Below are 14,885 nucleotides of genomic sequence, written 5' to 3'. Positions count from 1 at the left end.
GGCGCGATGCTCACGATCAGCCAGCTGGCGTCGTACGCCGGCGTCACCGTGCGCGCGGTGCGGCACTACCACGCCAAGGGTCTCCTGCCGGAGCCGGAGCGCGACCACTCCGGCTACCGGCGCTACGACGCCCACGCCGTCGTCGAGCTCATCAGGATCCGTACGCTCGCCGACGCCGGCGTGCCGCTCGCGCGTGTCCGCGAGCTACTGGCCGCGGGTGAGGAGGAGTTCAACACTGCCGTCGCCGACATCGACCAGCGCCTGCGCGCGGAGATCAGGGAGCGGCAACGGCACCGCGAGCGGATCGCGCAGCTGGCAGCCGGGGACAGCCTGGCTCTGCCGCCGGAGGCGGTGGCGTACCTCGACCGGATGCGTGAGCTCGGATTGCCGGACCTGATGATCGGGGGCGAGCGGGACTCCTGGATCCTGGTGGCCGCCCAACTCCCCGAGCACATGCCGCTCTACATGAAGGTGAAGCAGCAGCAGCTCGACGACCCGGCAACGGTCGAACTCTACCGCGATCTCGCCGCGATGATCGGCTGGGAGGCGGACGACCCGCGGGTGGCGGCCGTAGGCGACCGGCTCGTCGCCCTCATCGAGGCCGATGCCGAAGGATGGGAGAACCACGACGAGGTGATGCCCGACGAGCTCGCGCAGCTCCTCGACTCGGTCTTCCTCGACTCGGTCCCGATCGCCCGTCGGCTCCTGGAACGGCTCGAGGAGCGCGGCTGGCGCGGCTGGACCAAGTTCGAACGGATCCAGCCGAAATAGCGCTGGGCGGCGTTCGTGATGCGCCGCGGAACCGGACTAGGAGGGCTGGGCGGTAGGACTGTGTGCGGCGAGGAACTCCCAGATGACGTGGCTCGCGTCGGGGGCGTCCGGAGCGTCGTCGGCGCGTGGGCGGATCTTCGTTCCACCCGGCCAGGCGTGCCCGCCCCCGCCGACGCTGTAGAGGACGACGTCGGCGCCCCGGGCGCATCCTGAGTAGGTCGTGCGGATCACCGTGCCGTCCGGGACTGCCGACGGCTCCGGTACCCAGGACCCTCCGGGTCCGACAGCTCCACCCAATCCGCCCGGGACGGGGCCGCCGGGCCCGTCGACCCCCTCGGCCTTGGGCGTTGTTCCACATGCGTTGTGCTCGGCCCAGAACTGGATGGCGTAGCCGACCGACTGGTCCACCCGGTCGTTCTCGGTGCCGACCCCACGCCCCGTGGACCGCCCGCCCGCGTAGGGGACGTTGTCGTCGGCGGTGCCGTGCACGGCCAGTACGGCCACGGGCCGCGCGGGCTGGCAGCCGTCCACGTTCATGGCCCCGGCCACCGAGGCGATGATCGTGACCCGCGAGGAGAGCTCGCAGCCGATCCGGTAGCTCATCATGGCTCCGTTGGAGAGCCCGGTGACACCGACCCGATCCAGATCGACGGGATACCGCTTGGCGAGGTCGTCGAGCAGCGCGCCGATGAAGGCCACGTCGTCGATGTCGTTGTCACGGGCGAATCCACAGCAGTTGCCGGCGTTCCAGGTGAGCAGACGACCACCCGCGCGGGCCGTTCCGTCGGGGTAGACGGCGAGGAAGCCGGCCTCGTCAGCGAGCTCGCTGAACCCGGTCTGCCGCTCGGCGAGCTCCCCGTTGCCTCCGCCCCCGTGCAGGACGATCATCACCGGCAGGTCGACGCCCCCCGCTGCCGGGGCGTGCGCACGGTAGGAGCGCTCACGCCCATCCACGGTCAGGGAGCGCACGACGGTGCCGGCCGCCGCGGCCCCCGCCGCCGACGGGGCCGCGGGGCTGCCCGGGATCACCGGCCCGCCGCGCTGGCAGCCGCCGGCCAGCAGCACGGCGACGAGGCCGAACCCGACAACCGCGAACGATCTGACGCGCATGTCACCTCCCGGACCCCAACCGGCCGGCACGGCTGCCGGCCGCCGACTGGGCGGACGGTAGCCGGCCGAGATCTGAGAGAGGTGTGAATCCGCGGGTCAGACGGCGGCGGCCACCCGGCGGCGGCGGGCGATCTCGGAGAGGGCGATGCCGGTCGCGACGCCGGCGTTCAGGGACTCGACCTGGCCCGCCATCGGGATGCGCACCCTCAGGTCGCAGCACTCGCCGACGAGCCGGGACAGGCCCTTGCCTTCCGAGCCGATCACCAGCACCAGCGGGTCGGTGGCCACCTGCAGCTCGTCCAGGGAGACCTCGCCGTCCGCCGCGAGGCCCACGACGAACAGGCCCGACTCGGCGAACGAGCGCAGGGTTCGGGTGAGGTTCACCGCGCGCGCGACCGGCAGCCGCGCGGCGGCACCCGCGGACGTCTTCCACGCGGCGGCCGTCACCCCGGCGGCGCGCCGCTCCGGCACGACGACGCCGCTCGCGCCGAACGCCGCCGCCGAGCGGACGACCGCGCCGAGGTTGCGCGGATCGGTGACCCCGTCGAGGGCGACGACCAGCCCGGGCGCCGCGGCCTGCGCGGCGGCGAGCACGTCGTCGGGGTGGGCGTACTCGAACGGCGGGACGGACAGCGCGAGGCCCTGGTGGGGCGCGGTGCCGCACAGGCGGTCGAGCTCGAACCGGCCGATGTCGACCACGGCCAGCCCGGCCCGGCCGGCGAGGCGCCGGGCGTCGGCGATCCGCTCGTCGAAGTCCAGGCCGCCGGCGATGTACAGGGTGGTGGCGGGCACGCCGGCCCGCAGGGCCTCGACGACCGCGTTGCGCCCGACCACGAGCTCGTCGGTCTCGACCCGCCGCGAGCCGTACGCCCCGGGCGCCCCCGCCCCGCCGTGACCGCCATGCGCCCCGTTACCGCCGTGACCGCTGTGACCACCTGAGCGCCCGGCACCGACGGCGCCGGCCGATCCGCCGGTGCCCCGCTCGGCCCGGGGGCGGTCGCGCTCGTCGGCCGCCTGGCCGCCCGGGCGCTTCGCGGCCGCCCGCGTGCCGGCGGCGCTCACGGCCGCGCGCCGCTGCGCCGGATGGCCTGGACGCATCTCGGCCGGCGGCGTCGCGCCCTTGCCCTGCAGCGCCTTGCGGCGCTGGCCGCCGCTGCCGACCGCCGCGCCCTTGCGGTGGGAGCCGGCCTTCGCGGCCCGGCCTCCCTGACCGCCGCGGGCGATTCCTCGGCCGCCTCGACCCTGGCCACCGGCCATAACAGTCCACCTCGTCACTAGCCCGTCGGGTCGTGAACCCGCCCGGCGAGCCCACGATCGTCCGACCGGGTCAGCTGGCCGTCGGCGGCCACGCCGCGACGCCGGTCGTCCATCAACGGTATCCGTAATGGGCACATCACACGGCGGGCGCCGCCGCCAGGCGACGACGGCAGGCGACGACGGCAGGGCACCGGCCGACGAGCAGACGAGAAGTCCGGCCACGGAGCAGGCGACCGAACGGGCCACAGCGACGGCCACAGACCGCACCAGTTCAGCGAGACGGTCCGCGAGCCGGCTGCAGGCTACCTATCCTCGGTAGCAGGGACGTCCCCCGGCTGCGGGGCCCCGTCCACACTCGGGGCCGGCCGCTCCGGCGGTGCCGTCGGGCGGGCCACACCGCCCGGTGGAGGTGGCCGCGCGCATGGACAGGAGGCGCATGTACAGCGGGCGGATGAACAGCGTCTCCCGGCCCGGTCGCGGGCGGTGAGCCGGTGCCCTCTCCCGGCACAGACGATCTCGACGCCGCCCTGCGGGCGCTCGAGGAGACCGTGGCGGCCCAGGCGGGCGTCCTACTCGACCTGGAGAACAGCCCCGAACGTGCGCTGCTCGACCCGGCGCCGCTGAGTGGCGTCACCCGGGCCGAGGCACTCGCCGTGATCGCCGTCCTGGCGGACGTCTGGCGGGCCTACGCGGCCCTGCGCGACGTCACCGAAGCCGCGCGGAGCCTGCGCGGCCGGCGCTCCCGGGTGGACGCGAGGACCCTGACGGAGCTCACCGCGCTGCTGTACGGCCCCTCGGTGCCGGACATCCTCCCGCAGACGAAGATCCTTCCGGCGCCGGAGATCGGCCCGGTGCCGGCGCGCCACCGGCCGGAGCGTGCGGGACAGGCCCACCCGGAGTGGGTGCGTCCGGAACAGGTGCGTTCCGGGCAGGTGCGCCCGGCCGAGCTGGCACGCCGGGTGGACGCGGCCGTCGCCGCGGTGCGGGGGCGGATGCGGCTGATCCTCGGCGTACGCAACGCACTGCTGGCCGAGATCGCCGCCGGCGGCCGGGCCGTCGCCGAGACGAGCGTGCTCGCGGCCCGGCTCGGTCTCGCGCCCGGTGACGCCGGGCTGGTCGCGGCCCGGCGACTGCTGGCAGAGCTCTCCGCCGCGGCGCGCTCCGATCCCCTGGGGGTCTCTCCGGGGCTGCGCGCCCGTGCCGAGGCCGCGGTCGCCGCGGCCACGCGCTCGACTGGTGATCTCGCCCGACGCCATGACGGTCTCGACGCCGACCTGGCCGCGGCGGGCGCGCTGCTCGCCGAGATCACCCGGCTGGACGACACCGCCCGCCGCGACGCCGGGCTCGCTACCCGCCGCATCCGCGGGCTGGGGCCGCTGTACCGCCTGGCGGACAACTGGCGGGACGACCAGCAGCATGGCCTGGCGCCCTGGCTCATCCGGCTGCGCGCGCAGGCGGCCGCGGGCCGTTGGAAGGAGTCGAGCCGGGGGCTGGCCCGCTGGCTGGAGGTGGCCGAGGCGACCCACCTCGCCGCCCAGCGGATCGCCGGCGCGAACGGCGCCGCGCTGCGCCGGCGGGAGGAGCTGCGCGGCCTGCTTGGCGCCTGGGAGGCCAAGGCGGCCCGGCTGGGCCTCACCGCGGATCCGAGACTGCTCCCGCTCGCCCGCGCCGCCCGCCGCGAGCTGTACTCGGCGCCAACCGATGTCGAGCGCGCCGCCGGCCTCGTCAACGACTTCGGCGCCGCCCTCGCCGCCCGGGGCGGCTCGCCCGCGCCGGACGCCTTGCCCGCGCCCGAGGTCCTGCCCGCGCCGAACGTCTCACCCGCGCGACTGGCACCGCCGCGGCGACCCGCGCAGCGGGACCGATCCGGCACGCGCACCCACCCGATCCCGCCCCCGCAGACCGCTCCGCACCCGCACCCGCACCCGCGACCGGCACCAGCCGCCTCGACCACTCGGCCCATCCAGGCCACGCCCTCCGCTCCGCCCGCGCCTCCCGCTGAGCTTGCGCGCCTCGCCCAGCCCACGCCTCCTGGCCAGTCCCCGTCCCCCGTTCAGTCCGCGCCCTCCGCACGGCCCAGGCATCCCACCCAGCCCACGTGGCCGGCACGGCGCACCCGGGCCAGACGGCCCGCGGGGAGCGCCGGGGGCGGGAAGCCGGCCGGGATCGGGAGCTCCACCCGTCCCGAGGCGGTGACGTGACCCGCGGTCATTCGGTTCGCGGGCGCGACCAGGGCACAACGCGTGAACCGGCCGCGCGCTGCCCCGTCTGCGCCGGGCCGATCGGCCGCGGGCGGCTCGGGCTGCCCGCCCGGGACCGCGGCTTCTGCCCGCGCTGCCGGACCCCCTACTCCTTCGCGCCCCCGCTGCGCGCCGGGGACGTCGCCGGCGGCTACGAGATCGTCGAGTGCCTGGCCGAAGGCGGCCCCGGGCCCGCCGGTTGGGTCTTCTCAGCGGTCGACCTGCGCGGCGTGGCGGTCGCCGCCGAGACCACCGGCACGGGCGACCCGGCACGTCCGGGCGACCCGACACGCCCAAGTGGCCTGGCATGCCCGGGTGGCCCAGGCTCCGGCGGTGGCGTCCCGGGGCGGCTGGTGGTGCTCAAGAGCGTGCGCCGCGGTGGGATGCGCCCGCCCGCGCGGCTGGGCCTGCGCCCGGGCCGCCGGCTGCCGCCCGACCCGCCGCTGCGGCATCCGGCGATCGTCGAGACGCTGGGCGAGGTCCGCCACGACGGCGTCGTCTACGCGGTGATGGAGCTGGTGAGCGGCCCGTCCCTGGCGGATCTGCTCCGGTCCCGGCGGGCGGCGCGCGGCGGGGCGCCGGCGCCGCTACCCGTTCCGGAGGCGGTCGCCGGGGTGCGTCGGCTGCTGTCCGCGCTGGAGTACGTCCACGACCGCGGGTACGTCTTCTGCGACCTGGCACCGGGAAACGTGGTGTGGGGCGGCGACCGGGTGACACTTATCGATCTTCAGGCGATCCGTGAGCCCGGGCGGCGCGGCGGCACCTTCCATGTGACGGCCGGTTTCGACGCCCCCGAGCTGACGGTGAGCCCCCCGTCGGTGGGTTCCGACCTCTACGCTCTCGGCAGGCTGTTGGCAACCGCGGTACTCGACTTCCCGAACAGAGCGTCAACCTACCGATACACCCTTCCCGCCCAGGAGGTCGACCAGGTGCTGGCTCGGCACGAACCGCTGCGCCGGTTCCTCCTTCGTGCCACCGCCGCCAATCCGGCGGACCGGTTCGCCAGGGCCGCCGACATGGCCCGCGAGCTCGCCGGAATCGCGGTGGACGGCGCCGCCGCGCCGGCCGTGGAAGCCGCCGCGGAGGCGAGAAACAGAGCGCCCACTAGGGAAAAGGTGGGAGAGGTGGCAGAGGTTACGGAGAGCGCCCGTGGCGAGGGCGTACTGGAGACAGAGCTCCGGCCGATCCCAGGAGCACGGGCGAGCGCTGGCACCGAAGGGGGCACCGAGATCACGGGCGTCGACGCATCTGGCGGATCATGCCACTATTCATTTCGGCGTACTTGGATTTGAGCAGGTCGACGTGATATATCCGGTCCCCACAGGACGGGCAGGAGGCACTCACCACATGGCTCCGCGCACACCGCCCAGACTCGCCGTCCCCGGCGGGCCGGTCCAGCGGCCGGTGGCCTGACTGTGGACCTCAACCCCCGGCACGGGCAGGGCTACCCCGGGCACGGCTATCCCCCCGAACGCCCGGACTCGCCGCACCCGAATGCCGGCTACGCCGAGAACTCCACCCACCCCGACGGATACCCAGGTGACGATCTTCCGACCGAGAGCTACCGGGCGGAGGACTTCCGAGCCGATGATCAGCCTACCGAGAGCTACACGCCGGACCAGTTCACCGGGTCGGCCTACCCGGAGAGCGGCTACGCCGACAACGGCTATGCGGAGAACTCCTATCCGGACGGCGCCTATCCCGGCGCCGGCTACCCGGCGGGCACGGGTGACTACCGGGAAGGCGACTATCACCACGAGTACCCCGAATCCGCGTACTCCGAACCTGGCTACCAGGGTGAGACGTACTCGGACGACACCTATTCGGGCAGCGGATTCAACGAGGACGGATACGCGGAGGACACCGATCCGGCCACGATGCTCCTGGGCCAGCGCGCCGTCCCGGGCGAGGCGGACGACGACGCGCACGACGAGGTGATGCGCTGCCCGGTGTGCGCGGCACCCAACTACCAGGACGCCCGGTACTGCGAGGCCTGCGGTTTCGCCCTGACCGGCGTCCCGGTGGCCGGCGGCGACGAGGACCACCGCGAGATCGACCTCGGCCCGCTCGCCGGCGTGTGTGACCGCGGCGTGCGGCATACCACCAACGAGGACTCGATGGGCGTGGCGATCGTCCACGGCACGCTGATCGCGGTGGTCTGCGACGGGGTCTCGACGACCCCGGGCTCCGGGGAGGCGTCCGCCGCCGCCGCGGCGACCGCGACGGCCATCCTCGCCGACGCGGTGCGCGCCCACGGGCCCGGCGAGGCCGTCCCGTATGACGAGCGGCCGGCGAGCCGGGCGAACGACGTCCTCGACGTTCTGGAGGAGTACTCCGAGTACGACGAGCCGCGCACCGCTCCGCGGCGGATCTCCGGTGGTTTCGGCCCGGACGAGGCCGACATCGCCCTGCAGCGGGCCGTGGAGGCCGCCCAGGCCACGATCGCCCAGCTCAGCGCGGCGGAGGGCCGGATGGCGCCGTCCTGCACCTTCGCGGCGGCGATCATCACGCCGCCGTCGGTGGACGGTCCCGGCATGGTGACCGTCGGCTGGGTCGGCGACAGCCGCGTCTACCTGCTCGGCCCGCGCTGGTGCGAGCGGCTCACCGCGGACGACACCTGGGCGGCCGAGGCGGCCCGGGCCGGGCTCATCCCGGCGTCGGAGGCGGAGACCCACCGGCGCGCGCACACACTGACGCGCTGGCTCGGCGGCGACGCCGAGGACGTCACCCCGCACACCGCCGCCTTCCCGATCGAGACCCCGGCCACCGTGCTCGTCTGCAGTGACGGCCTGTGGAACTACTCCTCGCGCCCGGACGTCCTCGCCGCGCTGGTGAACCAGCTCGAGCCGAGCGCGTCCGCGCTGGACGTCTCCCGCCACCTCATCGACTTCGCCATCGACCAGGGCGGGCACGACAACATCACCGTGGTCGCGGCGAGGGTGACGAGCTGACGATGCCGCCGCGCCCGCAGGCCGCCCGCCGTGTCCGCGGGCGGGGCCGCTCCAGATCCGGCTCCGGCTCCCGGCGGCGCTGCCGCGCCCGGGCCGCGGCGGGCGGATGAGCGCGTTCACGGCGAAGGTGTACCAGAACGAGTTCCTGCCGGTCGGCGGGACCCAGGTACACGCGGTGATCACGGTGACCTCGACGGGCGCCCCGGCCGCCCCCCCGATCGCGGGCCGGCCGACCGGGCGTCCGGAGCAGGCCCTGGTCATCCTGCTCGACTGCTCCGGCTCGATGGCGAACCCGCCCGCGAAGGTCACCCAGGCCCGCCGCGCCGTCCGGGCGGCGCTCGACAGCCTGCCCGACGGGGCGTGGTTCGCGGTGGTGCGCGGCACCGGCTCCGCCGCGATGGCGTACCCGCGCTCGCCCGAGCTGGTTCCGGCGTCCGCGGCGACGCGGGCGGCGGCCTGCCACGTGGTGGACGCGCTCGAGCCGCACGGCGGCACCGCCATGGGCCGCTGGCTGCGGCTGGCGAACGACCTGCTGGCGACCCGGCCCGACGCCATCGGCCACGCGCTGCTGCTCACCGACGGGCAGAACGGCGAGATGGAATCCGAGCTGCTCGGCGCCGTCGACGCCTGCCAGGGCCGGTTCCAGTGCGATTGTCGAGGGGTGGGCACCGACTGGCGGGTGGAGGAGCTGCGGGCGATCGCCACCGGCATGCTGGGGACGGTGGACGCCGTCCCCGAGCCCGCCGGCCTCGCGGCCGAGTTCGAGCGGATCGTGGCCACCGCCCTCGACCGGGCCACCGACCGGGTCTCGCTGCGGCTGTGGACGCCCACCGGTGCCTCGCTGGACTTCCTGCGCGAGGTCACCCCGGACCTGCGGGACCTCACCGGCTCCGGCCGGGTCGTCGACGACCACTGCACGGACTACCAGACCGGGGCCTGGGGGATCGAGTCCCGGGATTACCACCTGTGCGTCCGCCTGCCGGCCCGCGAGGTCGGCACCGAGGTCCTGGCGGCCCGCGTAAGCCTCGTCGTCGACCACCAGCCGACGTCATCCGCGCTGGTACGCGCACTGTGGACGGATGACACGGCACTGGCCACCCGGGTCAACACGGAGGTTGCGCATTACACCGGTCAGGCCGAGCTGGCCAGGGTCCTGGCGGACGGGCTGGAGGCCCGTCAACAGGGAGACGACGTCACTGCCACACTGAGGCTTGGGCGGGGAGTACAGATCGCGCTCGCGTCAGGCAACGAAGCAACCTACCGCCTCCTACAGAAGGTGGTTCACATCGACGATCCCACAACGGGTACGGTTCGTCTGAAGAAAAACGTCGAGAAGATGGACGAGATGGTCCTCGACTCGAGGTCAACCAGGACTGTCCGGGTGAACAGGTGATCAGGTGAGCGCACGCTGCCCGGAGGGGCACCTGTCGCACGATCCCGACTACTGCGATCAGTGCGGGCTGCGGATCGTGGGTGGTCAGGAGCGATACGGCTACCGTCAGGACGACGCCGGGCGCGGCGCCGCGTACAGCGCGGGCGCGCCGACGGGGCGTCCGGCGGACCCGTACGGGCGTCGGACGCCGGAACGGGACCCCTCGGTGCCCCCGGGGCCTTCGGGCCCCGCCGGAGCGCCGGGAGGCTATGACCCGCTCGGCATCCGGCGCGCCCCGGCCGACGCGCCAGGCGTGGCGGATCCGCCACGTGGCGCCGGCCGCGGCGGCGACCCCTACGGGGGCTACGGCCGCGAGGGATACGCCGAGGAGCCGCGCTCCGGACGGTCGTACCCGGCGGCGGACCCATACAACCGCGACGGGTACGGGCGCCCCGCCGACGAGCGGGGCCGGCCCGACGAACGGGCCCGGCCCGACGGCCGCGGTGAGCGGCCGCGGGAGGGGCTCGACCCCTACGGCCGTGAGCGCGACGATCGCGGCCCCGGCGGTCGCGATGACCGCACCCCGCCCGGATACGGGCGGGACGACCGCGGCGGTGCCGGCGGCTTCGGCGGCGGGCGTGGCGAGCCGGATCCCGCCGGCTACCCTCGCGCCCGCGACGACCGCGGCGGGTACGGCGCGCCCGACGGGCGGGGCGGCTACGGCCCCGGCGAGCCGGGCCGGCCGGCGCCCGAGGCCGACGACCGGCGCGGCTACCGTGACGACGGCTACGGCCCGAACGGCGGCGGCTACGGCGCGGACCCGCTCGGCGTGTCGGCCGCCGGCGCGACCCCGGTACCGGCCCCGGCCGGCACCCGCGACCGCGGCGCCGACCGCTATGCCCCCGCCCCCTGCCCGAACTGCCGCTCGCTGAACGAGCCGTCCGCGCGGTTCTGCGAGACCTGCGGGCTCGACTTCAGCACCGGCCAGCTGCCCGCTCCGGCGGGCGCGGTGCCCGTCGACGACGCGGGCGTGACCTCCCGGCAGACCGGGTCACGGCGCGGCGCCGAGGCCCGCCACTCCACCGACCCGCGGATGGCCGACCCGCGCCGCGCCGACCCGAGGCTCGACGATCCCCGGCTCGGCGACCCGCGCGCGGCCGATCCCCGGATGGGCGGCGACCCGCGAGCCGGCTCCCGTGGCCGCGAGTGGGACGAGGCCGGTCCCGGCGGCACGTGGGAGGCCGTCGTCGAGGCGGAACGCGAGTACTACGACAGCGGTGACGACCACCGCGTGCCGTTCCCCGCGTTCTACCCGCGCCGCGTCTTCGTCCTGACCGAGTCGCAGATGCTGATCGGCCGGCGCAGCGAGTCGCGCGGCATCCACCCCGAGATCGACCTCTCGGGAGCACCGGAGGACCCGGGCATCTCCCGGGCGCACGCGACCCTGGAGCGGATGCCCGACGGCACGTACGCCGTGCGTGACCCCGGCTCGACGAACGGAACCCGCCTCAACGACGAGCCGGACCCGATCGAGCCCGGCCGTCCGATCCCCCTGCGCGACGGCGACCGCGTCTACGTGGGTGCCTGGACGAGGATCACCGTCCGCGCGCAGTAAGCCCCACCTGGCGGGGCCGCCCGGCTTGGACACCGGGCGGCCCCGCCAGCAGCACATGGACTGACTCAGGCAACTCGCTTCGACGACGGGCCACGCGGATGGCCGGCCGGGCCCGGACTCGCCCAGGCGGGCCGGCGGCCCGTCGCCTACGTGAGGTGCCAGCGCTGCCCTTCGGGCGTGTCCTCGATGACCACACCGGCCGCCGCGAGCCGGGAGCGGATGGAGTCGGCCTCGCTGTAGTCCCGCCGGGCCCTGGCCGCCGAGCGCAGGTCCAGCAGGACGTCCATGACGCCGTCGAGCGCGGGACGCAGCTCGGCGCCCGCCGTCGGCCACTGCTCGACCGGGTCGAGCCCGAGGACGGTCAGCATCCGGCGGGCGACGTCCACCCAGCCAGCCAGCTCGCGGCTGTGGGTCTTCGACAGCACCTGGTTGCCCCGGCCGACCACGCCGAACAGGGCGGCCAGCGCGCGGCCGACGCCGAGGTCGTCGTCCAGCGCCGCGGCGAACTCGGACCAGGCCCCGTCCGCGTCCGCAGCCTCGGTGCCCGCCACGCGATCGGCCTCGGCGGCAAGCGCCGCGGCCTCCGCCGGGCCGCCCAGGATGTCCAGGGCGTTGCGGACGAACGTCTCGATCCGGTCATGCGCCGCCGCGGACTCTTCCAGGGTCTGCGCGCTGTACTCCAGCGAGGAGCGGTAGTGCGCGGAGAGCAGGTGGTAGCGCAGCACCTGGGGGCGTACCGCGGCGAGCGCGTCGGTCACGAAGAACGAGTTGCCCAGCGACTTCGACATCTTGGTGCCACCGGTGGTGAGCAGACCCACGTGCATCCAGTAGCGCGCCATCTCGCCCGCCCCGCCGGCACCCGGCACGTCGGCGCCAGCCGCCACGGCACCCCGGGAGCTGGCCGCCGCGGGCGCGGCGCCCGCGGCGGCCAGCTCCGCCGCGCACACGGACTGCGCCCGCTCGTTCTCGTGATGCGGGAACACCAGATCGAGCCCGCCGCCGTGGATGTCGAACACGTCGCCGAGGTACTTGCCCACCATCGCTGAGCACTCCAGGTGCCAGCCCGGCCTGCCAGGGCCCCAGGGAGAGGACCAGGACGGCTCACCGGGCTTCACGGCCTTCCACAGGGCGAAGTCCCTGGGGTCGGCCTTGCCCGGCTCGGACTCCGGGGACGGGTGCATCGCGGCGGGCCGCTGATGGGAGAGCGCACCATAGTCCGCGAACGCGCCGACGCGGAACCACACCGAGCCCGCGCCGGGATAGGCGAACCCCCGTTCGACCAGGACGGCGATCATCTCGAGCATCTCGGGGATGTGCCCGGTGGCCCGCGGGGAGATCGTCGGGGGCAGGATCCCGACGGCCCGGTAGGCGTCCTCGAACGCCCGGGTCTGCCTGGTGGCGAGCTCCCACACGCTCGTCCCCGCCCGGTCGGCGTTGACGATGATCTTGTCGTCGATGTCGGTGACGTTCTGGACGAACGTCACCGACAGGCCGCTCTGCGTCAGCCAGCGCCGCAGCAGGTCGAACGCGAGCGCGGTACGGATGTGGCCCACATGCGGCGGAGACTGGACGGTGGGCCCACACACGTACACGCCCACATGACCGGGGCGCAGCGGCACAAACGGCCGCACGCGCCGGGTGCGCGTGTCATAGAGGTGAAGACCCATCTGTCAAGGGTACGGCCCCGCCGCGGCGACGATGCCAAAGGGAGGTCCCCCGGGTCGGTCGCGGCGGGCTCAGCCGGTGGTGAGAACGCGCTCCGCGACCACCCGGATCACCAGCCGGACCTCATCCGGACCGTCCCACTGGTATGGGGACCCGGTGTACTTGGTGGCGAGCTGATCGATGAGCTCCTTGCCGCCCTCCTCGGAGAGCGTGGCCAGCCCGCGGACCTCCACGTAGCTGTACGGGTCCCGCTGATCGAGGAACATCAGCCCGACCCGCTGGTCACGCGCGATGTCACGCTCTTTCGCGCGCCCGCGCACGGTCGACAGGAGCAGCTCGTCGCCGTCCCGGGCGATCCACAGCACGGTCAGGCGAGGCGAGCCGTCGGGACGGATCGTCGCCAGCGTCACGTATGTCGGAGCATCCGCGAGCGCCCTGACCGACTCGGGAAGCCGCGCCGCCATCACACTCCTCCGGGAGTCACTCACCGGGCACACCCTCTCACTCCACCCGGGATCCAACCTACGCCGATGCCAGTCAGGCATATCCCTTTGGCCCACGACTTGGCCCACGACCATTTCGGACGACCGCGGGCCACTGACAGCCACAGGCACTGTCACGCGCGTCCGGTCAGACGGGTCCCGCCGGGCACGGGGTAGTCGGGCGCCGGGGCCAAGCCGAGAACGTCAGACGCGGGTGACCAGAGCCGTCGCGATGGCGGCCAGGCCCTCGCCGCGGCCGGTGAGGCCCAGCCCGTCCGTCGTCGTCGCCGAGAGGTTCACCGGGGCGCCCAGCGCCGCCGACATCGCCTCCTGCGCCTCGACCCGGCGCGCGGCCATCCGCGGGCGGTTGCCCACCACCTGGACGGCGACGTTCCCGATCAGCCAGCCGCCCTCGGCGAGCAGGCGCGCGGTCTCGCCGAGCAGCGCCGCGCCGGACGCACCGGACCACTCGGGGCGACCGGTGCCGAACACGGCACCGAGATCGCCGATGCCGGACGCGGTGAGCAGCGCGTCGCACGCGGCGTGCGAGGCGACGTCACCGTCGGAATGCCCGGCGAGCCCCGTCTCCCCGGGCCACAACAGGCAGGCGACCCAGCACTCCCGCCCCTGCTCGAAGGGATGGACGTCGACACCTGTGCCCACCCGGGGCAGCGACGGTTCGGTCACCGCTGCCCGTCGCCGGGTGCGAACTGGGCCAGCAGGGCCTCCGCGAGGACCAGGTCAGCTGGTCGGGTCACCTTGAACGCCTCCTCGGCGCCGGGGATCGTCGTCACCGGCACCCCCAGAGCTTCCACCAGGCCGGCGTCGTCGGTGACCGGGAGGTCCCGGTTCGCGTAGGCCGTGTGCAGGATGTCCCGCCGGAAGCCCTGTGGGGTCTGCACCGCGCGCAGGACGTCCCGGGGTGGGGTCCGCACCACCCGGCCGTCGGCGTCCACCTCCTTGACGGTGTCCGTCACGGGCAACACGGGGATGACGGCGGGATGGCCGTCGAGCACCGTGGTCGCGACGGCGTCCACCAGCTTGGCGGGCGTGAGCGGCCGCGCCGCGTCATGCACGAGGACCACGCCGATGTCGTCGTCCAACGCCTCGAGCGCGGCGCGGACCGAGTCCACCCGCTCAGCTCCGCCGGGGACGACGCGCACCCGTGGGCCCAGGATCTGGCCCACCACCTCGACGAGAGTCGGCGGTGCCGCTACGACGACCTGAGAGACGAGCGTGGACGACAGGAGCGTCTCCACCGCGCGCAAAAGCATCGGACGGCCCCCGAGCGGCCGCAGCGCCTTGGGCGTGCCACCGCCGAGGCGCTCGCCTCGGCCCGCCGCCGGGACGAGGGCCCCGACCCGAGTGCTCACCAACTCCGGCCTCCGCGGCGACCGCGCCTGACCGCCCGGGAGATCCGGA

At 74.7% G+C, this 14,885-nt stretch carries 12 protein-coding genes; 6 read left to right on the top strand and 6 right to left on the bottom strand.

Annotated elements, in window-relative coordinates; all coding sequences use genetic code 11:
• Positions 1-6 precede the first annotated feature (6 nt).
• On the top strand, positions 7-771 hold the full coding sequence (locus FRANEAN1_RS01830) for a MerR family transcriptional regulator (RefSeq protein ID WP_012157816.1): 765 nt from the start codon (positions 7-9) through the stop codon (positions 769-771).
• Positions 772-807: 36 nt separating this feature from the next.
• Here FRANEAN1_RS01830 and FRANEAN1_RS01825 read toward each other — a convergent pair whose 3' ends face one another.
• Complete coding sequence (locus FRANEAN1_RS01825) at positions 808-1,881, bottom strand: PHB depolymerase family esterase (protein ID WP_012157815.1); 1,074 nt, start codon at positions 1,879-1,881, stop codon at positions 808-810.
• Between the two features lie 96 nt (positions 1,882-1,977).
• Positions 1,978-3,138 carry a 23S rRNA (guanosine(2251)-2'-O)-methyltransferase RlmB gene (rlmB, locus tag FRANEAN1_RS01820; protein ID WP_012157814.1) on the bottom strand — a complete coding sequence of 387 codons (1,161 nt, stop codon included), beginning with the start codon at positions 3,136-3,138 and terminating at the stop codon, positions 1,978-1,980.
• Positions 3,139-3,629: 491 nt separating this feature from the next.
• On the opposite strand from rlmB, the gene FRANEAN1_RS01815 reads away from it, so the two are divergent.
• The 5 genes from FRANEAN1_RS01815 to FRANEAN1_RS01795 all read left to right on the top strand — a co-directional run bounded on the left by FRANEAN1_RS01815 (position 3,630) and on the right by FRANEAN1_RS01795 (position 11,316).
• Positions 3,630-5,339 (top strand): hypothetical protein, encoded by a 1,710-nt coding sequence (locus FRANEAN1_RS01815; RefSeq protein ID WP_012157813.1) that lies wholly within the window; start codon positions 3,630-3,632, stop codon positions 5,337-5,339.
• On the top strand, positions 5,336-6,670 hold the full coding sequence (locus FRANEAN1_RS01810; protein ID WP_012157812.1) for a serine/threonine protein kinase: 1,335 nt from the start codon (positions 5,336-5,338) through the stop codon (positions 6,668-6,670). Before FRANEAN1_RS01815 ends, FRANEAN1_RS01810 begins: the two co-directional genes overlap by 4 nt.
• A gap of 123 nt (positions 6,671-6,793) precedes the next feature.
• Positions 6,794-8,329 carry a protein phosphatase 2C domain-containing protein gene (locus tag FRANEAN1_RS01805; RefSeq protein ID WP_012157811.1) on the top strand — a complete coding sequence of 512 codons (1,536 nt, stop codon included), beginning with the start codon at positions 6,794-6,796 and terminating at the stop codon, positions 8,327-8,329.
• A gap of 106 nt (positions 8,330-8,435) precedes the next feature.
• Positions 8,436-9,722, top strand: coding sequence for a VWA domain-containing protein (locus tag FRANEAN1_RS01800; RefSeq protein ID WP_012157810.1), 1,287 nt, complete (start codon positions 8,436-8,438; stop codon positions 9,720-9,722).
• 4 nt (positions 9,723-9,726) lie between these two features.
• Positions 9,727-11,316, top strand: coding sequence for an FHA domain-containing protein (locus tag FRANEAN1_RS01795; RefSeq protein WP_012157809.1), 1,590 nt, complete (start codon positions 9,727-9,729; stop codon positions 11,314-11,316).
• 146 nt (positions 11,317-11,462) lie between these two features.
• Here FRANEAN1_RS01795 and FRANEAN1_RS01790 read toward each other — a convergent pair whose 3' ends face one another.
• The 4 genes from FRANEAN1_RS01790 to ispD all read right to left on the bottom strand — a co-directional run bounded on the left by FRANEAN1_RS01790 (position 11,463) and on the right by ispD (position 14,836).
• A complete protein-coding gene (locus FRANEAN1_RS01790) occupies positions 11,463-12,983 on the bottom strand; it encodes a cysteine--tRNA ligase (RefSeq protein WP_012157808.1) in 1,521 nt (506 codons plus the stop codon).
• 69 nt (positions 12,984-13,052) lie between these two features.
• Complete coding sequence (locus tag FRANEAN1_RS01785) at positions 13,053-13,445, bottom strand: PPOX class F420-dependent oxidoreductase (RefSeq protein WP_012157807.1); 393 nt, start codon at positions 13,443-13,445, stop codon at positions 13,053-13,055.
• 222 nt (positions 13,446-13,667) lie between these two features.
• On the bottom strand, positions 13,668-14,150 hold the full coding sequence (gene ispF, locus FRANEAN1_RS01780; protein ID WP_012157806.1) for a 2-C-methyl-D-erythritol 2,4-cyclodiphosphate synthase: 483 nt from the start codon (positions 14,148-14,150) through the stop codon (positions 13,668-13,670).
• Positions 14,147-14,836, bottom strand: a complete 690-nt coding sequence (gene ispD / locus FRANEAN1_RS01775) for a 2-C-methyl-D-erythritol 4-phosphate cytidylyltransferase (protein ID WP_012157805.1) — start codon at positions 14,834-14,836, stop codon at positions 14,147-14,149. The genes ispF and ispD overlap by 4 nt, the downstream gene beginning before the upstream one ends.
• Between the last annotated feature and the right edge of the window lie 49 nt (positions 14,837-14,885).

This window comes from Parafrankia sp. EAN1pec (assembly GCF_000018005.1).
Classification (GTDB): Bacteria; Actinomycetota; Actinomycetes; order Frankiales; family Frankiaceae; genus Parafrankia; species Parafrankia soli.
Note: the sequence above shows the minus strand (reverse complement) of the source record. Positions and strands in the feature narration are given on the sequence as shown.

What these genes read in the sequence shown, in the direction of transcription:
- FRANEAN1_RS01830 (WP_012157816.1), top strand. Translation starts at nt 7, where the DNA reads ATGCTCACGATCAGCCAGCTGGCGTCGTACGCCGGCGTCACCGTGCGC.
- FRANEAN1_RS01825 (WP_012157815.1), bottom strand. Translation starts at nt 1,881, where the DNA reads ATGCGCGTCAGATCGTTCGCGGTTGTCGGGTTCGGCCTCGTCGCCGTG.
- rlmB (WP_012157814.1), bottom strand. Translation starts at nt 3,138, where the DNA reads ATGGCCGGTGGCCAGGGTCGAGGCGGCCGAGGAATCGCCCGCGGCGGT.
- FRANEAN1_RS01800 (WP_012157810.1), top strand. Translation starts at nt 8,436, where the DNA reads ATGAGCGCGTTCACGGCGAAGGTGTACCAGAACGAGTTCCTGCCGGTC.
- FRANEAN1_RS01790 (WP_012157808.1), bottom strand. Translation starts at nt 12,983, where the DNA reads ATGGGTCTTCACCTCTATGACACGCGCACCCGGCGCGTGCGGCCGTTT.
- FRANEAN1_RS01785 (WP_012157807.1), bottom strand. Translation starts at nt 13,445, where the DNA reads ATGGCGGCGCGGCTTCCCGAGTCGGTCAGGGCGCTCGCGGATGCTCCG.